Consider the following 25,593-nt stretch of genomic DNA (forward strand, 5'->3'; position numbering starts at 1 on the left):
TATCTATTTAAATCATTAAAATAAAGATGATCTAATTTTGAGCGTTTTTAATCTATTTATTCTATACTCAGATCCACTATTTTCTGAATAGTTTTTACAATAAACTTTAAAGCATAATTTTAAATAAAAAAGGTGCTTTTGAGCACCTTTCTATTCCGTGATAACATAGTTTAACTTGCAACATTAATACGTTTCATATCTGTCATATAGCTACGCAGTTTTCGCCCAATAATTTCGATTGGATGATTGCGAATTTCGTCATTTACATCACGTAAATAAGCATTATCAACACGGCCTTCTGGAATCGCTTTACCAAGATCACCAGATTGCAACATTGGCATAAATTTCTCTCTTAGCAATGGTACCGCTGCATTAGCAAACAGATAGTTACCATACTCAGCTGTATCTGAAATGACGACATTCATTTCATACAAACGCTTACGCGCAATAGTATTAGCAATAAGTGGTAATTCATGTAATGATTCATAATAAGCTGATTCAGGTAAAATACCAGATTCAAGCATAGTTTCGAAAGCAAGTTCAACACCAGCCTTAACCATCGCGACCATAACAACGCCTTGATCAAAATAAGCTTGCTCGTCAATTTTACCTTGATATTCGGCGGCTTTTTCAAATGCGGTTTCGCCAGTTTCTTTACGCCATTTAAGCAGATTAACATCATCATTAGCCCAGTCCTTCATCATCGTTGATGAAAACTCGCCAGAAATAATATCATCCATATGTTTACGATAAAGATCAGTCATGATCACTTTTAATTCTTTTGCTAAAGCATTTGCTCTTAATTTAGCTGGGTTTGATAAACGATCCATCATTAAAGTAATACCCCCTTGTTTTAAGGCTTCAGTGATCGTTTCCCAACCAAATTGGAGTAATTTACATGCATAAGCTGGATCAACACCATCTGACACTAATTTATCAAAACAAAGTAATGATCCTGTTTGTAACATGCCGCAAAGAATGGTTTGCTCTCCCATTAAATCTGACTTAACTTCAGCGACAAACGATGACTGTAAAACACCCGCTCGATGCCCACCAGTTGCTGCTGCCCATGCTTTAGCAATAGCTAACCCCTCACCTTTTGGATCGTTTTCTGGGTGAACAGCAATAAGTGTAGGCACTCCAAAGCCACGTTTATACTCTTCACGCACTTCTGTGCCTGGGCATTTAGGTGCTACCATTACAACAGTGATATCGGGTCGAATCTTTTCCCCAACCTCAACAATATTAAAACCGTGTGAATAACCTAACGTTGCACCTTGTTTCATCAATGGTTGGATAGCTTGTACAACAGCTGAATGCTGTTTGTCTGGTGTCAAGTTAATAACAAGATCTGCTGTAGGAATTAACTCTTCGTAACTGCCAACTTTAAAACCATTCTCGGTTGCTTTTTTCCATGATGCACGCTTTTCAGCAATAGCCTCTTTACGTAATGTATAAGCAATATCTAAACCCGAGTCACGCATATTAAGACCTTGGTTCAGTCCCTGAGCACCACAACCAACAATTACAATTTTCTTACCTTTTAGAAAATCAGCTTCCGACGCAAATTCATTGCGAGCCATAAAACGGCATTGACCTAGTTGTTCTAATTTTTCACGTAAATTTAGTGTATTAAAATAATTTGACATTATTCTCTCCATGAGTTGAATTATTCATAATCAATTTATCAAGCACTATATATTACTTTTGTTATTGCTAAAATTGATATATTTAAAAGATTATATTGCATAAATCGCAATAAACTTGCTAAGTTAAGTACTTTCTTTTAATCTAAGCCACCTTCAATTCACCAATAAATCAATATGGATGCTCGATATAAGCAAGCAAATAAAGAAGCTAAACTATCGTTATTATTAACTTTTATTTATCTTCTTAGCTGGGTTGTTTGTGCTTATTGCGTTAGCAATAAACTAGGTTTTTTAGGACTCCCATTGTGGTTTGAACTATCTTGCATTATGGTACCTTTAGGTTTTATATTGCTGTGTTGGGTAGTTGTAAAATTTCAATTCAAAAATATCTCGTTAGAACAAACTAAGTGATTAACCAATGCATTTTGATATTATTTTACCGCTTGTTATCTACCTTATTTTTGTATTTGCGTTATCAATTTATGCTTATGTTAAACGCAAAAAAGTAAATCAATTTACTGATTACTTTATTGGTAATCGAACTATGGGTGGATTTCTACTCGCCATGACATTAGCTGCAACTTATATTAGTGCCAGCTCGTTTATTGGTGGTCCTGGTGCAACCTATAAACTTGGCCTTGGATGGGTATTGCTATCCATGATTCAAGTCCCTACCGTTTTACTTTCACTTGGTATTTTAGGTAAAAAATTTGCGATTTTAGCACGTAAATATAATGCAATTACCTTAAGTGATATGCTCTATGCCCATTACCGAAGTAAACTTATTGTTTGGTTTGCAAGCATAGCGCTTGTCGTTGCCTTTATTGGCGCAATGACAGTACAATTTGTCGGTGGTGCTCGCTTACTTCAATCTTCAGTTGGTATTCCTTATCATACTGGATTATTAATATTTGGTATTGGCACTGTAATTTACACCGCTTTTGGTGGCTTTAGAGCTAGCATTTTAAATGATGCATTTCAAGGTTTAATAATGATCATTGGTGCTATATTATTACTTGGGGCTATCATTTATAATGGTGGTGGAATTACGGCAATTATCACTCGATTAGCACAAATTGATCCCGCACTGCTAACACCACAAGGACCAAATGATTTTATGGATTTTCCGTTCATGGCTTCATTTTGGATATTAGTCTGTTTTGGTGTAGTTGGTTTACCTCATACCGCTGTGCGCTGTATGGCTTATAAAGACAGCAAAGCTGTACATCAGGGGATTATTATTGGTACTATTGTTGTTACCATTATCATGCTCACAATGCACCTATCTGGCGCTTTAGGTCGTGCTATTGTTGATGATCTAACAATTCCTGATCAAATAGTGCCGACATTGATCATCAAGGTATTACCCCCTTTTGCTGCTGGAATCTTTTTGGCTGCGCCACTTGCTGCTATTATGTCAACAATTAATGCTCAATTATTACAAGTTTCATCGGTAATAATTAAAGACCTATTTTTAAGCACAAGACATAGTAAAAGCTATAGTGATAAAATGCTAACTCGCCTATCCGTTATTATCACCTTTATTTTTGGCGGATTACTTATTTTGGCTGCTTGGAATCCACCAGATATGATAATTTGGCTAAATTTACTCGCTTTTGGTGGGCTTGAAGCAGTATTTTTATGGCCATTAGTCCTTGGATTATATTGGAAAAAAGCCAATGCAACTGGTGCGCTTTACTCAATGCTTGCTGGAGCAGTGAGTTACACATTATTAGCTGGCTATAATATTAAACTACTATCACTTCATCCAATTGTGCCATCTTTAACTATTGGATTAATTGTTTTTATTATAGCCAATATATTCGGTATATTTTGTAATAGAGAGAAAAATTATGCCTTGGATTCAACTCAAAATTAACACAACTAACAAACTTGCTGAACAAATCAGCGAGCAGTTAGAAGAATCAGGTGCAGTATCGGTCACATTTCAAGATACTTATGATAATCCTGTTTTTGAACCTTTACCGGGTGAAACTAAACTTTGGGGAGATACCGATGTTATTGGGTTATATGATGCGCAAACAGACATTGATGAATTAAAAACAATATTAAATATTGAACAATATTCTTACAAAATTGAGCAATTAGAAGATAAAAATTGGGAACGTGAGTGGATGGATAACTTTCACCCTATGCAATTTGGTAAACGCCTTTGGATTTGCCCAAGCTGGCGCGAGGTACCTAATTCAAACGCAGTTAATGTTATGTTGGATCCAGGCTTAGCATTTGGCACAGGTACTCATCCAACTACTGCATTATGCTTAACTTGGCTCGATAGTTTAGATCTTACAGATAAATTGGTTATTGATTATGGTTGCGGATCAGGTATTTTAGCCATTGCAGCACTAAAATTAGGTGCAAAACGTGTAATTGGTATTGATATCGATCCTCAAGCCATCCAAGCTAGCCGAGACAATGCACAGCGTAACGATGTTAGCGAAAAACTAGAACTTTATTTATCAAAAGATATCCCTAATGATTTACAGGCAGATGTTGTTGTTGCCAACATTTTAGCTGGGCCATTAAAAGAGCTTGAGCCACATATAAGCAAATTAGTAAAATCACAAGGTAAGCTAGGGTTATCTGGTATTTTGTCCAGCCAATCATCTAGTGTTTGCATGGCTTATCAACCCCATTTTGAACTAGACCCTGTAGTTGAACAAGAAGAGTGGTGCCGTATCACTGGCAAAAAAAGTAAAAAAAATAACATTACCCCCTTTTAAGTTAGAAAAAAAATGCGTAATATAGCCGACCTTAATTTGCTTAGCATTGGTGAAGTAAAATTAAAGAATAATTTAATTGCTGCACCAATGGCTGGAATCAGCGATAAACCATTTCGTAATTTATGTTATCGATTTGGTGCTGGTATGACAGTTTCAGAAATGTTTTTAGCAAATTCGGATGTTTGGCATACTGATAAATCAGCTTTGCGAATGAAAGCAAGTGATGATATTGGTATTCGTGCAGTACAAATTGTCGGTTCAGATCCTGATGAAATGGCAAGAGCTGCTGAGTTTAACGTCAAACATGGCGCCCAATTAATTGATATTAACATGGGATGCCCTGCAAAAAAGGTCAATAAAAAATTGGCTGGATCTGCCTTAATGCAGTATCCTAAACTTATTAAAAATATTTTGCAGAAAGTTGTCGGCGCAGTCAATGTGCCGGTAACATTAAAAACGCGGACTGGATGGAATAAAGATCATAGAAATTGCATTGAAATCGCACAAATTGCACAGGATTGTGGCATAAAGGCAATTACTATTCATGGAAGAACACGTGCATGCTTATTCAACGGTGTGGCTGAATATGACTCGATTAAGGCAGTTAAAGAAAACGTTACTATTCCTGTAATTGCCAATGGAGATATTTGTACACCAGAACAGGCAAAAGATGTTTTTCAATATACGCAGGCCGATGCTATAATGATCGGTCGAGCGGCACAGGGGAGACCTTGGATATTTGAAGAAATTGCATTCTATTTAACACATGGACAGTTACAAAAAAATAAAAGTATTGATGAAGTAGAGCAAGTTGTGTTATCGCATCTTGATGAGCTTTATCAATTCTATGGAGAATACAAAGGATTAAGGATTGCCAGAAAGCATGTAAATTGGTATACCAAGAATTATGCTGACAGCGATCAATTCAGGCGCTTTTTTAGTGTACTTAGTAATACAAGAGAGCAAGTAAGCACACTAAAAGCATTTTTTAGTCAAATTAGAAATAACCCAAAGAGTTAAGAATACTATGTCAGAACAACGCGTTACAGCTGCAGCACTTAAATTTACGACTGTAAATTCTCAAGACCAAATAACACAAAAACCTTTGCGGGATTCAGTGAAGCAAGCTTTAAAAAACTATTTATCTCAATTAAATGGTGAAGACCCTACTGATCTATATGAGTTAGTGTTAGCTGAAGTTGAACATCCATTCCTTGATATGGTTATGCAATATACACGTGGTAATCAAACTAGAGCAGCTAACATGCTTGGTATCAACCGCGGTACACTACGCAAAAAACTAAAACAGTATGGAATGAGTTAATCACCTATTGTTTTATATTATACTATGACAAAAAAGCGCCTTCACATAAGGCGCTTTTTGCTAACAACTAAAAAAAATCACTATAATCAATCTATCAAAAATGAATAAACATATTGATAATGAATTTTAAGTAAAAGTTTGTTAAAATACAGCGATTTTAAAATTATTTAATCTGGAGAATTTTATGGCAGGTCATAGTAAATGGGCCAATACCAAACACCGTAAAGCAGCGCAAGATGCAAAACGCGGTAAAATATTTACCAAAATTATTCGTGAGTTGGTAACCGCAGCAAAACTTGGTGGCGGCGATCCAGCGTCAAATCCACGGTTACGTGCAGCAATGGACAAAGCATTATCAAATAATATGACCCGCGATACCATGAATCGAGCCGTTGCTCGTGGTGTTGGTGGTGAAGATGATAGCAATATGGAAACAATCATTTATGAAGGCTATGGCCCTGCTGGTACTGCTGTCATGGTTGAATGCTTAAGTGATAATCGTAATCGTACCGTATCAGAAGTGCGCCACGCCTTTACTAAAACAGGTGGCAATTTAGGTACTGATGGTTCAGTTTCATATTTATTTACCAAAAAAGGAGTTATTTCATATCCGACGGGTACCAATGAAGATCAAGTGATGGATGCTGCGCTTGAAGCAGGTGCTGATGATGTTGTTACTTACGATGATGGCGCTATTGATGTTTTTACCACACCTGAAACATTTGGTGAAGTAAAAGATGCACTTGATGCAGCAGGATTAGTTGCTGAAGCCGCTGAAGTATCAATGATCCCAGCAACAAAAGTCGATCTTGATATTGAATCTGCACCAAAATTATTACGTCTGATTGATATGCTCGAAGATTGCGATGATGTTCAAGAAGTTTATCATAACGGTGAAGTTTCTGACGAGGTCGCAGCAACGCTCTAATGGCCATTATTCTTGGCATCGATCCTGGCTCTCGTTTGACGGGTTACGGTGTAATCCGTCAAACTGGGCGTCAACTTTCCTATCTTGGCAGTGGATGTATCCGTACTTCTGTTGATGATCTGCCTACTCGTTTAAAACGGGTATATGCAGGTGTCAGTGAAATTATACTCCAATTTCAACCCGATATATTTGTTATTGAGCAAGTATTTATGGCTCGTAATGCCGACTCTGCGTTAAAATTAGGTCAAGCCAGAGGTGCTGCTATTGTCGCTGCGGTTAATAATAATTTACCAGTTTTTGAGTATGCTGCTCGTTTAGTTAAACAGTGTGTAGTAGGAACTGGTGCTGCTGATAAAAAACAAGTACAGCATATGGTAAAATTATTATTAAAATTACCAGCTAGCCCGCAAGCCGATGCCGCTGACGCTTTAGCTATAGCAATTACCCACGCGCATACCAGCCAACAGTTAATACAGTCCCGTAAGTAACATATACTAAATATCAAGTAATGGTACACATCTATAAACAAAAAATATAGACAAAAAAATACGCCAATAAATTGGCGTATTTTTTATCTTAATATCGCATTGAAAATGCATGCCCAATATGCAATTCGGTACATGCATTAAAACTAACTATTCAGTTTTTGCTTTTGAGCAGTTGGTTGGTAACACAGCTTTATTTTTATGTTTAGTAAATAATTTAGTTATAAATAAGAAGAATAACGGCACATAAAATATAGTTAAAAATGTTGCTGTTAACATACCACCAATTACCCCAGTACCTACTGCATTTTGACTTGCAGAACCAGCACCACTATTTAATGCTAGCGGTAGTACACCAAGAATAAAGGCAAATGAAGTCATCAAAATTGGGCGTAGACGCAAACGACAAGCTTCAAGTGTTGCATCTATTAACGATTTACCTTCTTTTTCAAGCGCATCCTTGGCAAATTCAACAATCAAAATAGCATTTTTAGCTGACAGCCCCATAGTGGTCAATAAACCAACGATAAAGTAAATATCATTATCAAGTCCTCTAAACATCGTTGCATAAACAGTTCCCAAAATACCAAGAGGAATAATGAACAAAATCGAAATAGGTACTGTCCAGCTTTCGTATAATGCGGCTAGTGACAAGAATACCACAATGATTGAAATAATATAAAGTGTCGTTGTTTGTGAGCCTGTTTGACGTTCCTGATACGAAATGCCTGTCCAATCAAATGTAAAACCTTTTGGTAACTGTTTTGATAATTCTTCCATCACAGTCATTGCTTGACCAGAACTCATCCCAGGCGCAGCTAAACCACTTATACCCATTGCTGCTACACCATCATAACGTTCTAAAGAGGGTGAACCATAAGTTTTTGATGTGCTCGCAAATGCATCATAAGGTACCATTTGCCCATTTTTATTTTTGACATGCCAATAACTAAAATCATCAGGCAACATACGGTATGGTGCTTCTGATTGTAAGTAAACTTTTTTTACGCGGTTATTATAAACAAAGTCATCAATATATGCAGAACCTAAAGCGGTTGATAATACAGTATTGACGCTACTGACTGAGACACCAAGGGCTTGAGCCGTTTCAAAATCAACATTAATTTTATATTGAGGAACATCTAACATACTAGCCGGACGTACTTGTTGCAAATCAGGATGATGAGAGGCTTGCTCAAGCATTTGGAAAAACGCAGCAACTAATGCTTGATGCCCTAATCCCGCAGTGTCTTTAAGCATATAAGAGAAACCATTAGCCATACCTAAAGATGGCACTGCTGGTAAATTAGTTACAATTACACGACCTTCGGTTATGGTTGACGCAAATCTCATGCCGTCTCCAACTAAAGCGTTAACTTTTTGATCGGCACGTTTGCGCTCATCCCAATTTTTTAATCGGATAAAACCCATCCCCATATTTTGCCCACGACCAACCATGCTAAAACCAGCAACAGTAAATATTTCCTCAACAGAATTTACTTTTTCTTCAGTATAAAAACGAGAGGTTTTATTTAAAACTGACATGGTTTGCTCTAATGTGGAACCCGGTGGTAATTCAACTAAAACCAAAAGCACGCCCTGATCTTCGTTTGGTAAAAAACCTGTAGGTAAACGGTTAAAACCGAATAACAATCCAACCAGTATTAAAGCATAACAAACAAAAGCAATTATAGGCTTACGGATAACCTTAATAACGCTTTTCTCATAAGAACGTAAACTTTTATCATAAAAGTGGTTAAACCACTTAAAAAAGCGTTTAGTGCCTGTTGAACACCAACTAAATGGAGGGACCGACTCTAATTTCTCACCTAATGAACTTTTCTTAACTTTATTTTTAGACGGCGCTTTCAAAATCTGCACACAAAGTGCCGGCGTCAATATAATCGCCATCAATACTGATAATCCCATTGCCGTTACTATGGTAATTGAAAACTGGCGATAGATTCCCCCTGCAGCACCACCATAAAACGCCATCGGCACAAATACAGCAGATAAAACAACAGCAATCCCAACTAATGCTGAAGTGATTTGCTCCATCGACTTAACCGTTGCATCATAAGGCGATAACCCCTCATCATGCATGATACGTTCAACATTTTCAATAACAACTATTGCATCATCCACCAATAATCCAATCGCAAGTACCATAGCAAACATGGATAAGGTGTTAATGGTAAATCCACAAATATAGAGGATCGCAAATGTCCCCAATAATACAACAGGTACAGTGATGGTAGGTATAAGTGTCGATCGAAGATTTTGTAAAAATACATACATGACAATAACAACCAAAATGATTGCTTCAATTAATGTATGAATTACATTGTTAATGGATAACTTAACAAATGGAGTTGTATCATATGGAAAAGAATATTTAATATCTTCTGGAAAAATTTGAGATAACTCTTCTAATTTTTTATCTACCTTTACCGAAGTATCTAATTGGTTAGCGCCCGTTGCTAAATATATCCCGAGACCAGCTGATACATTGCCATTATAATGAGAGATAAAGTTATAATCCGACGCGCCAATTTCAACGATTGCCACATCTTTTAATAAAATGTTAGAACCATCGGTATTAACTCGAACAAGAACATTTTGAAATTGTTCAGGTGTTTTTAAACGCGATTGTGCGGTAATGGTTGCATTAAGCTCTTGCCCTTCATTTACAGGTAAAGCGCCTAACTGTCCAGCGGTTACTTGTGCATTTTGCGCTTGAATGGCTGCAATAATTTCTTCAATTGATAGATTAAAGTAGGTTAATTTATTGGGATCAAGCCAGATACGCATAGCATATTCAGAACCAAATAATTGAGTATCACCCACCCCTTGAACTCGCCGAATTTGATCTTGCACAGTAGAATAGACGAAGTCAGCTATATCAGCCTGTGTTTTTTTCGGATTAGTTGAATAAAAACCAACAACTTTTAAAAAGCTGGTATTGTTTTTAGCAACAGATACGCCATTTTTTTGCACACTCTCAGGTAAGCGAGACTTAATACTCTCTATCTTATTTAAAACTTGCACTTGAGCAAAATCAGGATTAGAACCAGGCGCAAAAGTCAATGTTGTTTGAACAAAGCCTTGTGCACTACTGGTTGATTTCATATAAATGAGGTTATCTAGCCCTGTTAAATTTTGTTCAATCAACTGAGTTACTGTATTTTCAATAGTTTGTGCATCAGCACCCGGATAAGTTGCACTAACAGTTACAGAAGGGGGAGCAATATCTGGGTACTGTTCAACAGCCAGCAACTTTATACATAAGGCACCGCCTAGCATCATCATGATAGCAATTACCCATGCAAACACTGGTCTATCAATAAAAAACTTAGCCATAATTCAATCTACCCTTATTTCATACTATTTTGGAGAATACCATCTAATTGCTCCTGCGAAAGCTTATCAGGATCACCTATTTTTGTTACTTTCATTGGAGGGGCATCTTTAATTGGCTTTTCGACAGCGGTTAAATTAAGTAATCCAGTGATAATGACTTCTTCTCCTGCATTAATCCCTTTTGTTACAATCCAGTAGCCACCTATTCCTGCATATACTTGGATACCCTGGCGATATTCTACTGTATTATCTGGTTTTAAAATTTTTGCAGTATATTGTCCAAATTGATTACTCGTAATTCCTTTTTGTGGAACAAGTATAGCGTTTTTTATTATGCCTAATGTTAGTCTAGGTTTAACAAACATACCTGGTAAAATCTTTCCATCATTATTTGAAAATTGCGAACGTAAAGTTACAGTACCTGTTGTTTCGTTAACCGTCATATCAGAGAATTTAATAGTACCAGCTTCGGGATATTTTGAACCATCGCTGAAAAAGAGTTCAACATTATTGCTCTTAATTGGTTCATAAATTACATTTTCATCTTGAAGATATTTATTGTAACGAGTTGCTGCTTCAGTCATATCAATATAAATAGGATCAAGTTGTTGAACTAATGCTAATGGGGAAGGTTGCCCTGCTGAAACCAAAGCGCCTTCGGTAATACTTGATTTACCAATATAGCCATCAATCGGCGAATACACTTTCGTATAATCCAAATTGACTTTAGCTGTATGCTCTGCCGCTTGTGCAACTAATACTGCAGCTTCGGCTCGCTTAGCATCAGCGGCAGCTTTATCGTAATCTTGTTGACTAATCGACTTACTATTTAATAATCCAGCATAACGCTTAAGAGTAAGTTGAGCAATATTTGCATTTGCTTTAGCACTAGCAACACTAGCTACCGCACTATCATAGTTAGCTTGATAAATAGCTGGATCTATCTGATAAAGAGACTGACCTGCCTTAACATTTGAACTTTCATCAAACTCACGTTTTAAAACAATACCACTCACTTGAGGTCTAATTTCGGCAATTTGAGATGCGACAACTCTACCTGGTAAATTAATTTTTAATGTATAACTTAATGGCTCAACCTTAAATACAGTTACCTTTGGTAAACCCCTCTGCGGTTTACCATTATCACAACTTGTTAGTAAAAGTAGGCTGGCAAGCGCCACAGGCAAGGCTAATAATAGCTTGTTAAATCTCATAAAAATGACCTCAGTACACTTAATAATTATTTTATTAAAAATAGATCTTATCTTTAAACGTAATTGGCGATTTTACAAAAAATATGCATAAATTGTAAGTAACTTTACAAGTTAATAGCACGGAGTTCTAAAAAATGAAGAACTAAGTTATGATATTAAAAATATATATTGATAATTATGAATATTGTCAGAAATCAAGTAATATATATTAATTAATTTTTAGTGCTATAACGTATTTCAAAGAAAATGTTATACTAAAAACTAGGTGGGGTTGCTTTAATGAAGATTAATCTAGATTGTTAAAGAAATTAATATTTACATTGCTATACTCCATAATCATTTTTTTCAAAATATGATTGAATAATTTAAGTCTATATTTAATTTAATACAGAGATGGTTATTATGGATAATTTACGTATTGTTCTAGTTGTTGTTGCATCCTTAGTCATTATTGCATTGTTCATCCATGGATTTTGGATTAATAAAAAGGAACGATCTTCACTTTTTAGTTCAGATAAAAAAGAAAAATTTTCACAAAACGCGCAACAAGATCAAAACTTTCCTACAAATGATATAGAAAAAGAGGATGAGGTCATTTTACTCACCCCAAAAACAACAAAAAATAATGAAATCGTTGAAAATAAAGTAATTATCAATGAATCTATAAAAGAAAATATACCACAGCAAGATGATTTATTTACTGATCGGGATGAGCAGCCCAAAATTAATACAGACGTAGCAAAAGAACCCGCTATCGACGAAAATCATGACCTTTTTGAAAATGAACAACAACTTAATCTAATCCAAACAACCAAGGAAAAACATGTTGATGTTGATGTTAATATTGATACCAATAATCAAATTAACCATAACAACAAACCTGAAAAACTAGATATAAATGAAGAGGATCCCGCAACCGAAATTATCGTATTAAATGTCACCGGTATTAATGGAAAATTACTTCAAGGTGATGTACTACTTGCAAGTATTATGCAATCAGGTTTTCAATTTGGTGATATGAGAATTTTTCACCGCCATGTAGATCCTGCAGGTAACGGCTCAATATTATTTAGTTTAGCTAATATGGTCACACCAGGATATCTGGATCCTGAAACCATGCATGAATTTACCACTCCAGGGGTATCTATTTTTATGATAGCTCCAACTGAAGGTAACAACCAGCAAAACTTCAAATTAATGTTACAAACAGCACAACGCATAGCGGATGATGTCAACGGTGTGGTATTAGATGATGAACACCATATGCTGACACCACAAAAAATCGACAGTTACAAAGAGCGAATTAAAAAATCTTGTAACAAAATTTAACCACAACATCAATATTTATCAGTAAATTTAACACAAATCACCAACCACGGTTGGTGAGTGCGAATGAATATTGATGAAAAATGTTTATTTAAATGATCTCATTTAGTCATACATTATTTCAATTAAAGTTGTAATAATATTCCCAAACCCGACGTTTTAATTTAAGAGCCTATTATCATGTCCCTATCGAATAAAAATGAACACTCAGTAAATTTAACTGAATCGATTGAAGATATAACAGAACAATTGACCTCGCTACGAAGCCTAATTAGGCATCATGAGTACTGTTATTATGTACTTGACACCCCAGAAATTCCCGATGTTGAATATGATAAATTAATAAAACAGCTACAAACATTAGAACAACAATATCCAGCTCTTATTACTCCCGATTCACCAACACAACGGGTTGGTGGCACCCCATTAGAGCAATTTTCATCGATAAAGCATGAAATACCTATGCTATCACTTGATAACGTCTTTGATGATACTGGTTTTATTGCATTTAACAAACGTGTTAAAGATCGTCTTCATTTTAATGACAATGAACATGTTGAATATTGTTGTGAGCTCAAACTTGATGGACTTGCCGTCAGCCTACTTTATGAAAATGGGCACTTTATACAAGCCGCAACACGAGGCGATGGAACAACTGGCGAAGACATCACCGCAAATGTAAAAACCATAAAAATGATTCCACTAATCTTAAAAGGTGACAATATCCCAACTCGATTAGAAGTGCGCGGTGAAGTATTTATGACACATAAAGGATTTGAAAAACTCAATTCAGACGCAGAAAAACGCAATGAAAAAATATTTGCCAATCCACGTAACGCAGCCGCTGGCTCATTAAGACAATTGGATCCTAAAATCACCGCTAAACGGCCTCTGACCTTTTTTTGTTACGGTGTAGGCATTGTCGAAGGTGTTGCATTACCTAACACTCATTATGATCGCTTAATGCAATTTAAAGCGTGGGGATTACCAGTGAGTGATAAAGTAGAAAAACGTCAAGGTGCGCAAGCTGCTTTAGACTATTTTAAACAAATTGGTGAACAACGAATGTCATTAGATTTTGATATCGACGGAGTGGTCATCAAAGTCAATAGCATTGAACAACAAAATAAACTGGGCTTTGTTGCTCGTGCACCAAGATGGGCTACCGCATTTAAATTTCCCGCCCAAGAAGAAGTGACACAATTAAACAAAGTAGACTTTCAAGTTGGACGCACAGGAGCAATTACTCCCGTAGCCAGACTTAAACCTGTTTCAGTGGCGGGTGTTATTGTCAGCAATGCAACATTACATAATAGTGATGAAATTGCTCGATTAGGTATCCGTGAAGGTGACTATGTAACAATACGTCGAGCAGGTGATGTTATTCCTAAAATTGTTGCTGTTATATTAGATAAAAGACCCAAAAACACAAAAGAAATCATATTTCCAACGCACTGCCCAATTTGTGGCTCACAAATAGTTCGAGACGAAGGTCAAGCCGTTTCACGTTGTGCAGGAGGTCTAATTTGCCCAGCACAACGCAAAGAAGCCTTAAAGCACTTTGTTTCACGCCGAGCAATGAACGTAGATGGGATGGGTGATAAACTTATCGAGCAATTAGTTGATAAAGATTATGTTAAAACGCCTGTAGATTTATATAAACTAACACTGCCAATGCTATGTAGCTTAGATAAAGTTGGCGAAAAATCTGCTAATAATTTACTAAATGCACTAGAAGCATCTAAAAATACAACATTAAACCGCTTCATCTTTGCGCTTGGCATTCCCAATGTTGGTGAAGTTACAGCCGAGAATCTGGTTAACCAGCTTGGCAGTTTACCGGCGATTGAAAATGCCTCACTTGAACAGCTACAAACAGTAAATGACATTGGCGCCGTTATTGCAGAAAGCATTATAGACTTTTTCCAAGAACCGCATAATCGCGATGTCATTGAACAATTAACCAGCAATGAAATTGGCATTCACTGGCAAGATCTTAATCTACAAGAACAAAAATCTGACTCTAATTCACCTTTTTCAGGTAAAACTATAGTATTAACTGGTACTTTATCGGTTTTAACACGAGATGAAGCCAAAAACAAATTAAAACAACTCGGTGCCAAAGTAACAGGTAGCGTATCAAAAAACACCGATCTAGTTATTGCTGGAGAAGCCGCTGGATCTAAACTAAATAAAGCCCAAGAACTGGGAATAAAAGTGATTGACGAGCAGGAAATGCTAAATTTAATTGCTCAATAAATATAAATTTTATTGGTGCTAATTAATAGATTGATTAAAATAACGAGTATCAAAAAAACAAGGAGGATATTATGCCTTTATTAGATAGTTTTAAAGTTGATCATACAAAAATGAAAGCACCTTTTGTGCGAATTGCAAAAACAATGATAACCCCAAAAGGCGATGACATTACTGTGTTTGATCTTCGCTTTACTATTCCAAACAAAGACAATTTACCTGAAAAAGGGATTCATACATTAGAGCATTTATTTGCAGGATTTATGCGTGAGCATCTCAACAGTGATAAAATTGAAATCATCGATATCTCACCAATGGGATGCCGTACAGGATTTTACATGAGCTTAATTGGCAAACCCAACGAGGAATTAGTTGTTGATGCATGGCAAAAATCAATGCATGCAGTATTAGCTGTAAAATCACAAGACCAGATTCCTGAATTAAACGAATATCAGTGTGGTACTTATAAAATGCACTCATTAGATGAAGCCAAAGCCATTGCTGAACAAATTATAAAATCGGGTATTGGCATATGTCATAATGATGAAATTGCATTGACGGATGAACAACTAGCTAAAATAAATAACTAGGAGCAAACTATGCCAAATGTCGTTATCGACTTTTTAGAAGGTCGTACAATAGAGCAAAAAAGAGAAATGGCAAAACGCGTCACTAATGCTATTGTTGAAACCCTCAACTGCAAGCCAGAAGCCGTACAAATTATCATGCACGAAATATCAAAAGATCAGATCGCTAATGGTGGCGTGCTGCGCAGTGATAAAGATTGATATTAACATTAAAAAATTATTGGTAAAACAGACAAGATCAATAAGTTAAAATCGCTCTTATATTACATTTTGTAAAAAAATCTCAAATATAAAACATTTGAGATTTTTTATTCTAACAACTTTTGCTGTTTTATAAACATTCAATCATAAATGAATTGACCGCTATTTAACCAAAAGCTTAATGTTTACAATGACAGTGATGCAAATGAAGTAAGTGCCCCATCTTGCTTGCTTTTGTTTCTAAATAGTGTTCATTATTAGGATTTTCGCCAACTTCCAATGGCTCACGTTGCGTAATTTTAATTCCAGACTGTTCAAGCACTCTTATTTTTTCTGGATTGTTGGTTAATAAACGTATCTGAGATACACCTAATAACGTCAACATATCAGCACATAGAGTAAAATCACGTTCATCGGCTGCAAAACCCAACTTTTCATTGGCTTCAACAGTATCTAAACCTTGATCTTGTAACGCATAAGCCCTAATTTTATTTAGTAAACCTATATTACGTCCTTCTTGGCGATGGTAAATTAAAACACCTTTGCCTTCTTTTGCAATTTGTTTTAAAGCTGCCTCTAACTGAAAACCACAATCACAGCGTAAACTAAAAAGCGCATCGCCAGTTAAGCATTCAGAATGAATTCTTGTAAGAACTGGTGTATCATCGGATATATCACCAAATACTAATGCAGCATGATCCTTTTTTGTTGCAATTTCTTCAAATCCAACAATAGTAAAACATCCCCATGGCGTTGGCAGTTTTGCTTGTGCAACACGTTTTAATTGCATTATTGTCTCCGTTTTAAGTAAAACATAAAAAATATTTTATAAAAATAAATTTATCTTCTATGCTAAAATATTAAGCAAGATTATACTTAATTGAGTTTATAAATGGGTTTAGTAATAAAAAAAACAATAGCCATACTAGCTATTTTCTTGATTGCACCTTTAATTATTATAGCCATAAATTGGCATTGGCAACCAGCATCATTAAATAATACATCTAAATATTTATTCTTAATAACTGAAACAGCAAGCTTTCCTTGGGCAATAATTACATCGACAATTTTATTTTTAGTCTTTTGCCTATTACAGTCCAGTAAAACCAAAAATAAAATTATATTATTATGGTTGCTTCTTGTTAGCGCAATATTAAGTGGGCAAATAATTAAACACTTTTTAAAATTGCAAACAGCTGAACCAAGGCCTTATGTACTTTGGATGGAAAAAGAATTTAATATTAGTAAACAACAATTTTATTCACAAACGACATCAGAAAAAAAAGAGTTTATCCAGCAATTATTTAAAAATTCATCTACAATCCCAAGTTGGTTATCTTACCACTGGCAAAATGAAACTAGTTTTTCATTTCCGTCTGGGCATACTTTATTTGCTGTAACTTGGGCTTTTTTAGCTTTGCTATTACTGAAATTCAAACAGCATTATGTGATAACATCGGTTATGATTATTTGGTCGATATTAATTGAAATCAGCCGATTATTATTAGGAATGCACAGCCCTATTGATATAATAGCAAGCGTATTAATTGCATGGATAATTTCATTAATCTGCTGTTTTTGTAATAGAAAATGGCATATAGTAGAAAGGTAATTTTCGAACGTCACTATAGTTGATAGATAGATTAACTGGCCAAAGCAATTTGTATAAATAAACAGGTATAATAAACAAAAACGTTTTAACTAAAAATAAAAAAGAAAGGTCAACATTATGAAATTTGTTATCTCAATTTTATTAATAATTATCATCTTTGCTATCTCAATTGCGATAGGCTCGTCCAATGATCAAATTGTCACATTTAATTATTTGGTTGCTAAAACTGAAATCCGCTTATCGGTGTTATTAGCCATTTTATTTGGTTCTGGTTTCCTTGTTGGTTGGATCTTAACTGGTATTTTCTTTATAAAATCTAAATTACAGCATTCATCAACAAAACGAAAACTGAACAAGCTACAAAAAAAATATGATGAAAGCATGGCTAATCATCAACAATTAAACTTAACTAAAAACCATTAAGAACAGATTACTATGTTTGAACTGTTATTTCTGTTACTTCCTATTGCGGCTGGATACGGTTGGTATATGGGTGACAGAAATGCTAAACAAAAACATCTAAACCAATCTAATCGCCTATCTCGTGAATATGTAGATGGGTTGAACTTTCTTTTGTCTAACCAAAAAGATAAAGCCGTCGATCTTTTCTTAGACATGTTAAAAGAAGATGAAGGCACGCTTGAAGCTCATTTAACATTAGGTAACTTATTTCGCTCACGGGGAGAAGTTGACAGAGCAATACGAATTCACCAAGCGCTATTAGAAAGCTCGTCTTTAACGTTTGAACAACGACTATTAGCCATTCAACAGCTTGGTCGTGATTATATGGTTGCAGGTCTTTACGATCGTGCCGAAGAGATGTTTTTACAATTAATTGATGAAGAGGATTTCCAACAATACGCATTGCAACAACTTATCATCATCTATCAATCAACCAGCGAATGGATAAATGCCATTAACATGGCGTCAAAACTGGTCAAACTTGGTAATGAAAAATATAAAACCGACATTGCACAATTTTACTGCGAATTAGCATCACAGGCTATTGCTAATGATGAGCTTGACAAAGCAAATAGTTTATTACAAAAATCAGCAAACGCTGACACAAAATGCGCTCGAACTTCGCTCATGCAAGGACGAATTTTTATGATCCAAAATAAAACAGAGCAAGCTATCAACTGTTTTCAACAAATCTTACAGCAAGATAAAGCCTTTATTGGCGAAGCGTTACCTTTATTAAAAGAGTGCTATTTAAAATTAAATAACCAACATGAATTTCAGCAATTTTTACAATTATGTGTCGATCAAGACTCTGGCAGTGTAGCTGAATTAATGCTTGCCGATCTTATTGAAAAACAAAAAGGTCTAGATGCAGCACAATACTACATGTATCGTGAATTACTTAAACATCCTAACTTAAAAGGATTTTATCGATTAATGGATTATCATGTTGCTGATGCGGAACAAGGCAAAGCAAAACAAAGTCTTTTACTTTTACGCAACATGGTGGGAGAACAAATAAAAGCAGTGCCCAATTATCGATGCCAAAAGTGTGGATTTACAGTTAATTCCATTTATTGGTTATGCCCAGCTTGCCGTTCTTGGTCCACAATCAAACCCGTTCGTGATTTTGAACAACTTTCTGATAAATAAAAAGAGATCTTTATGTTTTTAATTGATTCCCACTGTCATTTGGACAGCTTGGATTTTAGTACTAAATCTATCGAAGATGTTTTACAAGAAGCAAACAACAACGATGTTAAACACTGCTTAAGCGTGGCAACAACATTATCGGGCTATGAATCGATGAAAAAGCAACTTTTGCCCTACAAAAATCAATGCTCGTTTTCATGTGGAATTCATCCGCTTAACCTTGATGATGAAACGTACAATGCGGAAAGATTTGAAATCTTAGCACAAGAAGACAACGTTGTAGCACTTGGAGAAACAGGGCTCGATTACTATTACCAACAAGACAACCTAGAATTACAACAAACTATATTTAAAGAACATATTCGACTAGGTCGAAAGTTCAGCAAACCAATTATTGTTCATACCCGTAATGCTAAACAAGACACTTTAAAAATATTAAAAGACGAGCATGTCTATTCAGGTGTACTACACTGCTTCACAGAAGACATCGAAACCGCAAAACAACTATTAGACATTGGTTTTTATATTTCATTTTCAGGGATTATCACCTTTAAAAATGCCGAAAATCTGCGAGAAGTTGCTAAATATGTACCGCTTGATCGTATTTTGGTCGAAACAGACTCTCCTTATCTTGCCCCTGTTCCATACCGAGGAAAAGAAAATCAACCCGCTTATGTTCGTGAAGTTGCACAATATTTATCTGTGTTAAAAGGTGTTTCATTGGAACAGATCGCACAAAAAACCACGTATAATTTTTGTCAATTATTCAATCTGCAAGGAAAATTAAATGAATTATAAATTAGCCATTGATTGGGATGATTTTTTAACAAACTATTGGCAAAAAAAGCCTGTAATCTTGCGTAAAGCGTTTGCTAATTTTATTGATCCTATTACGCCTGATGAACTAGCAGGTCTAGCAATGGAAGAAGAGATAGATAGCCGTATCGTATCGAATAAAAATGGTATCTGGGACGCGCAATTTGGGCCATTTACCCAATATGATGACTTAGGTGAAGATCATTGGAGCTTGCTAGTTCAAGCCGTTGATCATTGGCATACGCAAGCAGCGCGCTTAATTGAACCATTTAAATGCCTTCCACAATGGCAATTTGATGACTTAATGATTTCTTATGCAACACAAGGTGCTGGCGTTGGACCACACATTGATAATTATGATGTCTTTATTATTCAAGGTATGGGGCGTAGACGTTGGCAAGTAGGTGATCGCAATCAAAATTATAAGCAATATAGTGCACACAAAGCATTATTGCATGTTGAAGACTATCAACCAATCATTGACGAAGAGATCACCGCTGGTGATATTTTATACATCCCCCTAGGTTGTCCACATAATGGCGTATCAATTGGTGAATCATTAAGTTATTCTGTCGGTTTTATAACGCAAACATCGCAAACATTGCTAAGTAACTTTGCCGATTATATCATTGATAACTTACCAACAGCTATTTATTATCAAGATAAAGATTTGAAGCTACCTGACGATCCGTACCGAATCCAACCTTATGAACTTGCAAAAATACAAGATCAACTCATCGACTTAATCAAAACACCCAAATTATTCAACGACTGGTTTGGCAAGCATATTACAATACCTATGCACGATTTAAATATTATCCCAGTTGAAACGCCATACGATTATTATGAATTTGAATCACTACTAAAAAATGGCGCACAGTTGCATCGGGTTCCCAGCATTCGTATACTTAAAGTGGGTGATTTTGGCTACATTCATGGTGAAAAAATTGATTTACCTATGCCAATTATTGATCTGCTTTGTAAAACAGACACACTATGTTACCAACAGATACAAGACAAAAATACACTTCAAGTAATGCATGATTTTGTCAACAAAGGCTATTGGTATTTTACTGAAGAATAACATAACTTATCCACCGATAATAAAATAGGTGGATAAAAATACAATTTAAAAGCTTTAAACTTGGCTTTTTATAAGTTTTAAGTATATACTTGCCCCGCTATAATTTACCTGCCGTTTAATCACAAATTAAACACCATAAAACACAAATTTTAAGTAACTATCTATTTTAATAACTAGAGGTAAACATGAAACCTGACGTAGACTTCGCCACGCAAGCTGAAAGTGAACACACAACCCCATATCAAAAGAAAACACTTTTTGCATCCACAGTAGGTTATGCACTGGATGGCATGGATATGATGATTTTAGCCGTCTGCTTTAACCTAATTTCAGTCAGTTTTAACCTAACAAAAACAGATTTAGGAACTTTAACATCAGTAACCTTACTTGGCGCAGTATTGGGTGGTATTTTATTTGGGGTGCTTGCAGATAAATATGGACGAGTAAAAGTCTTTTCATGGACAATTTTGATATTCTCCCTCTTTACTGGGTTATGTGCAATTTCACCTAACTATGAATGTTTTTTGATATTCCGTTTTTTAAGTGGGCTTGGACTTGGTGGCGAATTCGGCATTGGTATGACCTTAGTTTCTGAAAGCTGGCCTAAACATAAACGTTCAAGAGCCACATCAATTGTGGCATTAGGCTTTCAAGTCGGTATCATTTTGGCTGCACTAACGGTAAACTTTATTGGTGAAGTTTATGGTTGGCGCTGGGCGTTTGCCATGGGGGTTCTACCTGCTCTATTTGTTGCATGGACACGTAATGGATTAAAAGAGCCAGAAATATGGCAAAATCTAAAAAACCAAAACAAAAACCAAATTGCTATAGGTAAATTATTTAAAACTCCACGAACTACAGCAACAACACTAGGATTAACCATTGCTTGTGCTGTACAAAACTTCGGCTTTTATGGGCTGATGGTTTGGATGCCAAATATGATTGCAACAGAACTCAAATTACCGTTTAAAAACACCATGTTTTGGACCATTTCAACCACCATTGGCATGTCATTAGGGATCTTAATTTTTGGCTGGTTATGTGATAAATTTGGCCGTCGCCCTTCTTATATCCTATTTTTATTCATTTCAGCTGTTTCGATTTGGTTCTATTTCCATCAAACGGATATGTTGATATTAATCATATTTGGCTCAGTCATTGGCTTTTTTGTCAATGGCATGATGGGCGGATACGGTGCATTGCTTGCTGAACATTATCCAACTGATGCACGCTCAAGCGCCGAAAATATTATCTTCAACGTTGGGCGAGGTATCGCGGGAATATCCCAAGTGCTTATCGCTTATTTAGCCGAAATATACTCAACTAGCTATGCACTTGCATTACTTTCAGCGGCTTACTTATTATCAGCAGCTGCATTTGTCTTTTTAATACCTGAAACAAAAGGTAAAGCGCTAGAATAAATAGATAAATAAAAGACAGGGCGCTTGTTCTGTCTTTTATATCAGCGTTTATATCAACTTAACCTAATAATAACTAATCCTCGCCAAAATATGAGACTATACTCGCCGCTATAAATGCGTTATTAAGGTAATACGGATTTGGGTATTGCGCTAGTGATATCCAGCCATCAGCTCAATGTCGGCGAACCCGCTTATAATTGGTTTTATAGTGATCCGTATCTTGCAGTGATTGGATGTTTAAGTTGTTACCCACATCCATGTTGACTGTGTTGCCTTTTAATTGGCTGCCTATGATGTTAGTGTCGTTGCCCGTTTTGATGGTGAGTTTGTTTTTCGCATCAATCACGCTTTCTGTCCAAGCACTACCGTCCGCATTTTCTCGCTCTCGGCTAAAGTTGGTGTAACTATCCCCTAAAATAGTACAGCAAAAAAGTAGAAAATTCTCTATGATAAAAGTAAAAGAGGATTTAATGATGAAAAAAATGACTGAACATCAAATCGTCGCTATTTTAAAAGAAGCTGAAGCGGGTATTCCCGTTAAAGAACTGTGCCGTAAATATGGCATGGGTAATTCAACTTTCTATAAATGGCGAGAAAAATACGGCGGAATGGAAACGTCGGATATCAAACGTCTAAAAGAACTCGAAGCGGAAAACCGCAAGCTTAAACAGATGTTTGCCGAACTGAGCTTAAAATCTCAGCTTCAGGAAGAAATTATAAAAAAGCTTTAGTGCCAACTGGGGCACGTAAAACGTGGGCACAGCAACTACAACAAAATCATTCAGTTACTATTGCTATGAGTTGTGCCATTGTTGGTTTAAGCCGTTGTGCTTACTATTATCAACCTAAGTTACAGGATGATTCAGTGATTATTTCGGTATTGAATGCTATCACAGACCGGCATTTACGCTGGGGCTTTCCTAAATGTTTTCATCGTATCAGAAAGCTCGGCTATCAATGGAATCATAAACGGGTATATCGGGTGTATTGTGAGCTAAAGCTTAATCTTAAAACAAAACGTAAACAACGAATTCCACCTCGGGAGCCAGAAAAGTTATCGGTTCCCAATAAACAAGGTGAATGTTGGTCAATGGATTTTATGAGTGACAGTAGCCGTAATCAACGTCGCTTTAGAACATTCAATGTCATCGATGACTTTAATCGTGAGGCGTTAGGGATTGATATTGCAGTAAGTTTACCCGCAGGAAGGATTACCCGTTACTTAGATAAACTGGCCGAATATCATGGGTATCCATTAAAAATACGGGTCGATAATGGGCCAGAATTTACAGGAAAAACCTTTATAAACTGGGCTAAATCACATGATATAACCATTGATTATATCCAGCCCGGTAGCCCTTATCAAAATGGCTATATTGAACGATTTAATCGTACCTATCGTACTGAAGTACTCGATTTATATCTTTTTAACAACTTAGCACAAGCAAGGAGAATAACCGAAGAATGGCTAACCATTTATAACACCGAAAGACTGCATGAGGCATTAAATAACATGACACCGATTGAGTATAAAACACTAAAACAAGCAGCATGATTTTCTACGTGAGTTGTGTACTAAGTTTGGGGTATTTACATTGGCATTGCCTTTAAAGCGGAAGTTAGAGGATAATTACAACCAATTTTGTAAAAATAATTCAGGAGTCTATACCGTTTGTTTTGGTTTTGGTTTTTGTTTGATTGAGATTTGATATTGGATTATTGTTTAGTGTTTTGATGTTAATGTTTTATTAGATTTTTGTTTTATTGGAATTATAGTGTAAATACCCCCAAACTTAGTACACAACTCACGTAGAAAATTAAGCACCCTGTTTTAGTGTTTTGTATTCAATCGATGTCATGTTATTTAATGCCTCATGCAGTCTTTCGGTGTTATAAATGGTTAGCCATTCTTCGGTTACCTTTCTTGCTTGTTCTAGATTATTAAATAGATATAAATCGAGCACTTCAGTACGATAGGTACGATTAAATCGTTCAATATAGCCATTTTGATAAGGGCTACCGGGCTGGATATAATCAATGGTTATACAATGTAATTTAGCCCAGTTGGTAAAGGTTTTTCCTGTAAATTCTGGCCCATTATCGACCCGTATTTTTAATGGATACCCATGATATTCGTCCAGTTTATCTAAGTAACGGGTAATCCTTCCTGCGGGTAAGCTTACTGCAATATCAATACCTAACGCCTCACGGTTAAAGTCATCGATGACATTGAATGTCCTAAAGCGACGTTGATTACGACTACTGTCACTCATAAAATCCATTGACCAACATTCACCTTGTTTATTGGGAGCCAATAACTTTTCTGGCTCCCGAGGTGGAATTCGTTGTTTTCGTTTTGTTTTAAGATTCAGTTTTAACTCACAATACACTCGATAAACACGTTTATGATTCCATTTATAGCCGAGCTTTCTGATACGATTAAAACATTTAGGAAAGCCCCAGCGTAAATGCCGGTCTGTGACAGCATTCAACACCGAAATAATCACCGAGTCATCCTGCAACTTAGGTTGATAATAGTAAGCACAACGGCTTAAGCCAACAATGGCACAACTCATAGCAATAGTAACCGAATGATTTTGTTGTAGTTGCTGTGCCCACGTTTTACGTGCCTTTGTGGGCACTAAAGCTTTTTTATGATTTGTTCCTGATGCTGTGATTTTAAACTTAGCTCAGCAAACATCTGTTTAAGCTTACGGTTTTCGGCCTCAAGCTCCTTTAAGCGTTTAATATCCGACGTTTCCATACCGTCCTATTTTTCCCGTCATTTATAAAAAGTTGAATTACCCATGCCATATGTACGGCACAACTCTTTAACGGGTACACCTACCTCTGCTTCTTTTAAAATAGCTACGATTTGGTGTTCAGTCATTTTTTTCATAATTAAATCCCCTTTTCTTTTATCATAGAGAATTTTCTACTTTTTTGCTGTACTATTTTAGGGGATAGTTACA

26 protein-coding genes are annotated in these 25,593 nt (G+C 35.9%); 18 read left to right on the forward strand and 8 right to left on the reverse strand.

Annotated features, from left to right (window positions below):
* Positions 1 to 170 precede the first annotated feature (170 nt).
* Complete coding sequence (gene ilvC, locus A9G42_RS07880) at positions 171 to 1,649, reverse strand: ketol-acid reductoisomerase (protein ID WP_065568130.1); 1,479 nt, start codon at positions 1,647 to 1,649, stop codon at positions 171 to 173.
* A 174-nt stretch (positions 1,650 to 1,823) separates the two neighbouring features.
* On the opposite strand from ilvC, the gene A9G42_RS14810 reads away from it, so the two are divergent.
* The 7 genes from A9G42_RS14810 (at position 1,824) to ruvC (ending at position 7,133) form a co-directional block, all read left to right on the forward strand.
* Complete coding sequence (locus tag A9G42_RS14810; RefSeq protein WP_065568131.1) at positions 1,824 to 2,060, forward strand: YhdT family protein; 237 nt, start codon at positions 1,824 to 1,826, stop codon at positions 2,058 to 2,060.
* Between the two features lie 7 nt (positions 2,061 to 2,067).
* Complete coding sequence (gene panF, locus A9G42_RS07890; RefSeq protein ID WP_065653129.1) at positions 2,068 to 3,528, forward strand: sodium/pantothenate symporter; 1,461 nt, start codon at positions 2,068 to 2,070, stop codon at positions 3,526 to 3,528.
* Positions 3,503 to 4,393, forward strand: coding sequence for a 50S ribosomal protein L11 methyltransferase (gene prmA / locus A9G42_RS07895; protein ID WP_065653130.1), 891 nt, complete (start codon positions 3,503 to 3,505; stop codon positions 4,391 to 4,393). The genes panF and prmA overlap by 26 nt, the downstream gene beginning before the upstream one ends.
* A gap of 12 nt (positions 4,394 to 4,405) precedes the next feature.
* Positions 4,406 to 5,413 (forward strand): tRNA dihydrouridine synthase DusB, encoded by a 1,008-nt coding sequence (gene dusB, locus A9G42_RS07900; RefSeq protein WP_065653131.1) that lies wholly within the window; start codon positions 4,406 to 4,408, stop codon positions 5,411 to 5,413.
* Positions 5,414 to 5,420: 7 nt separating this feature from the next.
* Positions 5,421 to 5,717, forward strand: a complete 297-nt coding sequence (gene fis, locus A9G42_RS07905) for a DNA-binding transcriptional regulator Fis (protein ID WP_034883623.1) — start codon at positions 5,421 to 5,423, stop codon at positions 5,715 to 5,717.
* 184 nt (positions 5,718 to 5,901) lie between these two features.
* A complete protein-coding gene (locus A9G42_RS07910) occupies positions 5,902 to 6,645 on the forward strand; it encodes a YebC/PmpR family DNA-binding transcriptional regulator (RefSeq protein ID WP_065568135.1) in 744 nt (247 codons plus the stop codon).
* Complete coding sequence (gene ruvC, locus A9G42_RS07915; protein WP_065580330.1) at positions 6,645 to 7,133, forward strand: crossover junction endodeoxyribonuclease RuvC; 489 nt, start codon at positions 6,645 to 6,647, stop codon at positions 7,131 to 7,133. Before A9G42_RS07910 ends, ruvC begins: the two co-directional genes overlap by 1 nt.
* A 147-nt stretch (positions 7,134 to 7,280) precedes the next feature.
* Here ruvC and A9G42_RS07920 read toward each other — a convergent pair whose 3' ends face one another.
* Together A9G42_RS07920 and A9G42_RS07925 are read right to left on the reverse strand one after the other, a co-directional pair.
* On the reverse strand, positions 7,281 to 10,490 hold the full coding sequence (locus A9G42_RS07920; protein WP_065653132.1) for an efflux RND transporter permease subunit: 3,210 nt from the start codon (positions 10,488 to 10,490) through the stop codon (positions 7,281 to 7,283).
* Between the two features lie 14 nt (positions 10,491 to 10,504).
* Positions 10,505 to 11,704 carry an efflux RND transporter periplasmic adaptor subunit gene (locus tag A9G42_RS07925; protein ID WP_065568138.1) on the reverse strand — a complete coding sequence of 400 codons (1,200 nt, stop codon included), beginning with the start codon at positions 11,702 to 11,704 and terminating at the stop codon, positions 10,505 to 10,507.
* 402 nt (positions 11,705 to 12,106) lie between these two features.
* Between A9G42_RS07925 and zipA the strand changes: the two genes are divergently transcribed.
* The 4 genes from zipA (at position 12,107) to A9G42_RS07945 (ending at position 16,074) form a co-directional block, all read left to right on the forward strand.
* Positions 12,107 to 13,033 (forward strand): cell division protein ZipA, encoded by a 927-nt coding sequence (gene zipA / locus A9G42_RS07930; RefSeq protein ID WP_179854631.1) that lies wholly within the window; start codon positions 12,107 to 12,109, stop codon positions 13,031 to 13,033.
* 225 nt (positions 13,034 to 13,258) lie between these two features.
* Positions 13,259 to 15,289, forward strand: a complete 2,031-nt coding sequence (ligA, locus tag A9G42_RS07935; protein ID WP_065642427.1) for an NAD-dependent DNA ligase LigA — start codon at positions 13,259 to 13,261, stop codon at positions 15,287 to 15,289.
* Positions 15,290 to 15,360: 71 nt separating this feature from the next.
* Complete coding sequence (gene luxS, locus A9G42_RS07940) at positions 15,361 to 15,876, forward strand: S-ribosylhomocysteine lyase (protein ID WP_065568140.1); 516 nt, start codon at positions 15,361 to 15,363, stop codon at positions 15,874 to 15,876.
* Positions 15,877 to 15,885: 9 nt separating this feature from the next.
* The gene (locus tag A9G42_RS07945; protein ID WP_065568141.1) at positions 15,886 to 16,074 is read left to right on the forward strand and encodes a 2-hydroxymuconate tautomerase; all 189 of its coding nucleotides are present in this window, start codon (positions 15,886 to 15,888) and stop codon (positions 16,072 to 16,074) included.
* Between the two features lie 178 nt (positions 16,075 to 16,252).
* Here the strand turns inward: A9G42_RS07945 and ribA are convergent, their stop codons facing one another.
* Positions 16,253 to 16,864: a GTP cyclohydrolase II gene (gene ribA, locus A9G42_RS07950; protein WP_065568142.1), complete on the reverse strand. Its 612-nt coding sequence runs from the start codon at positions 16,862 to 16,864 to the stop codon at positions 16,253 to 16,255.
* Between the two features lie 102 nt (positions 16,865 to 16,966).
* On the opposite strand from ribA, the gene A9G42_RS07955 reads away from it, so the two are divergent.
* From A9G42_RS07955 to A9G42_RS07980, 6 genes are all read left to right on the forward strand, one after another.
* Entirely contained in the window at positions 16,967 to 17,686 is a 720-nt protein-coding gene (locus A9G42_RS07955; protein WP_065653133.1) for a phosphatase PAP2 family protein, read from the forward strand.
* Positions 17,687 to 17,803: 117 nt separating this feature from the next.
* Positions 17,804 to 18,109, forward strand: coding sequence for a LapA family protein (locus A9G42_RS07960; RefSeq protein WP_065568144.1), 306 nt, complete (start codon positions 17,804 to 17,806; stop codon positions 18,107 to 18,109).
* Positions 18,110 to 18,121: 12 nt separating this feature from the next.
* Complete coding sequence (gene lapB / locus A9G42_RS07965) at positions 18,122 to 19,300, forward strand: lipopolysaccharide assembly protein LapB (protein WP_065653134.1); 1,179 nt, start codon at positions 18,122 to 18,124, stop codon at positions 19,298 to 19,300.
* A gap of 12 nt (positions 19,301 to 19,312) precedes the next feature.
* The gene (locus tag A9G42_RS07970; RefSeq protein ID WP_065653135.1) at positions 19,313 to 20,098 is read left to right on the forward strand and encodes a YchF/TatD family DNA exonuclease; all 786 of its coding nucleotides are present in this window, start codon (positions 19,313 to 19,315) and stop codon (positions 20,096 to 20,098) included.
* Complete coding sequence (locus A9G42_RS07975; RefSeq protein ID WP_065568147.1) at positions 20,088 to 21,200, forward strand: ribosomal protein uL16 3-hydroxylase; 1,113 nt, start codon at positions 20,088 to 20,090, stop codon at positions 21,198 to 21,200. The genes A9G42_RS07970 and A9G42_RS07975 overlap by 11 nt, the downstream gene beginning before the upstream one ends.
* A 185-nt stretch (positions 21,201 to 21,385) precedes the next feature.
* Positions 21,386 to 22,621: an MFS transporter gene (locus A9G42_RS07980; protein WP_065568148.1), complete on the forward strand. Its 1,236-nt coding sequence runs from the start codon at positions 21,386 to 21,388 to the stop codon at positions 22,619 to 22,621.
* Positions 22,622 to 22,793: 172 nt separating this feature from the next.
* Here A9G42_RS07980 and A9G42_RS14815 read toward each other — a convergent pair whose 3' ends face one another.
* Complete coding sequence (locus A9G42_RS14815) at positions 22,794 to 23,105, reverse strand: hemagglutinin repeat-containing protein (protein WP_082212046.1); 312 nt, start codon at positions 23,103 to 23,105, stop codon at positions 22,794 to 22,796.
* Between A9G42_RS14815 and A9G42_RS07990 the strand changes: the two genes are divergently transcribed.
* A protein-coding gene (locus tag A9G42_RS07990; protein WP_442903199.1) for an IS3 family transposase occupies positions 23,095 to 24,176 on the forward strand; the annotation gives its coding sequence in 2 pieces (ribosomal slippage) (positions 23,095 to 23,335 and positions 23,335 to 24,176; 1,083 coding nt in all). The two genes, A9G42_RS14815 and A9G42_RS07990, sit on opposite strands and share 11 nt — an antisense overlap.
* A 262-nt stretch (positions 24,177 to 24,438) precedes the next feature.
* Here the strand turns inward: A9G42_RS07990 and A9G42_RS07995 are convergent.
* The 3 genes from A9G42_RS07995 to A9G42_RS14535 are packed head-to-tail and all read right to left on the reverse strand — an operon-like array spanning position 24,439 to position 25,520.
* Entirely contained in the window at positions 24,439 to 25,263 is an 825-nt protein-coding gene (locus A9G42_RS07995) for an IS3 family transposase (RefSeq protein ID WP_082212049.1), read from the reverse strand.
* Positions 25,263 to 25,385 (reverse strand): hypothetical protein, encoded by a 123-nt coding sequence (locus A9G42_RS14325; RefSeq protein ID WP_255309190.1) that lies wholly within the window; start codon positions 25,383 to 25,385, stop codon positions 25,263 to 25,265. Before A9G42_RS14325 ends, A9G42_RS07995 begins: the two co-directional genes overlap by 1 nt.
* An 18-nt stretch (positions 25,386 to 25,403) precedes the next feature.
* Positions 25,404 to 25,520: a transposase gene (locus tag A9G42_RS14535; protein ID WP_141674760.1), complete on the reverse strand. Its 117-nt coding sequence runs from the start codon at positions 25,518 to 25,520 to the stop codon at positions 25,404 to 25,406.
* Positions 25,521 to 25,593 lie beyond the last annotated feature (73 nt).

It is taken from the genome of Gilliamella sp. Nev6-6 (genome assembly GCF_001690605.1).
Taxonomy (GTDB): Bacteria; Pseudomonadota; Gammaproteobacteria; order Enterobacterales; family Orbaceae; genus Gilliamella; species Gilliamella apicola_C.

Coding starts and splice junctions, on each gene's coding strand:
- A9G42_RS07975 (WP_065568147.1), top strand. CDS start 20,088: ATGAATTATAAATTAGCCATTGATTGGGATGATTTTTTAACAAACTAT.
- ribA (WP_065568142.1), bottom strand. CDS start 16,864: ATGCAATTAAAACGTGTTGCACAAGCAAAACTGCCAACGCCATGGGGA.
- A9G42_RS07970 (WP_065653135.1), top strand. CDS start 19,313: ATGTTTTTAATTGATTCCCACTGTCATTTGGACAGCTTGGATTTTAGT.
- A9G42_RS07960 (WP_065568144.1), top strand. CDS start 17,804: ATGAAATTTGTTATCTCAATTTTATTAATAATTATCATCTTTGCTATC.
- panF (WP_065653129.1), top strand. CDS start 2,068: ATGCATTTTGATATTATTTTACCGCTTGTTATCTACCTTATTTTTGTA.
- A9G42_RS07945 (WP_065568141.1), top strand. CDS start 15,886: ATGCCAAATGTCGTTATCGACTTTTTAGAAGGTCGTACAATAGAGCAA.
- luxS (WP_065568140.1), top strand. CDS start 15,361: ATGCCTTTATTAGATAGTTTTAAAGTTGATCATACAAAAATGAAAGCA.
- A9G42_RS14535 (WP_141674760.1), bottom strand. CDS start 25,520: ATGAAAAAAATGACTGAACACCAAATCGTAGCTATTTTAAAAGAAGCA.
- dusB (WP_065653131.1), top strand. CDS start 4,406: ATGCGTAATATAGCCGACCTTAATTTGCTTAGCATTGGTGAAGTAAAA.
- A9G42_RS07955 (WP_065653133.1), top strand. CDS start 16,967: ATGGGTTTAGTAATAAAAAAAACAATAGCCATACTAGCTATTTTCTTG.
- A9G42_RS07920 (WP_065653132.1), bottom strand. CDS start 10,490: ATGGCTAAGTTTTTTATTGATAGACCAGTGTTTGCATGGGTAATTGCT.
- A9G42_RS14325 (WP_255309190.1), bottom strand. CDS start 25,385: ATGGAAACGTCGGATATTAAACGCTTAAAGGAGCTTGAGGCCGAAAAC.
- A9G42_RS14810 (WP_065568131.1), top strand. CDS start 1,824: ATGGATGCTCGATATAAGCAAGCAAATAAAGAAGCTAAACTATCGTTA.
- fis (WP_034883623.1), top strand. CDS start 5,421: ATGTCAGAACAACGCGTTACAGCTGCAGCACTTAAATTTACGACTGTA.
- ilvC (WP_065568130.1), bottom strand. CDS start 1,649: ATGTCAAATTATTTTAATACACTAAATTTACGTGAAAAATTAGAACAA.
- ruvC (WP_065580330.1), top strand. CDS start 6,645: ATGGCCATTATTCTTGGCATCGATCCTGGCTCTCGTTTGACGGGTTAC.
- zipA (WP_179854631.1), top strand. CDS start 12,107: ATGGATAATTTACGTATTGTTCTAGTTGTTGTTGCATCCTTAGTCATT.
- A9G42_RS07925 (WP_065568138.1), bottom strand. CDS start 11,704: ATGAGATTTAACAAGCTATTATTAGCCTTGCCTGTGGCGCTTGCCAGC.
- prmA (WP_065653130.1), top strand. CDS start 3,503: ATGCCTTGGATTCAACTCAAAATTAACACAACTAACAAACTTGCTGAA.
- lapB (WP_065653134.1), top strand. CDS start 18,122: ATGTTTGAACTGTTATTTCTGTTACTTCCTATTGCGGCTGGATACGGT.
- A9G42_RS07980 (WP_065568148.1), top strand. CDS start 21,386: ATGAAACCTGACGTAGACTTCGCCACGCAAGCTGAAAGTGAACACACA.
- A9G42_RS07910 (WP_065568135.1), top strand. CDS start 5,902: ATGGCAGGTCATAGTAAATGGGCCAATACCAAACACCGTAAAGCAGCG.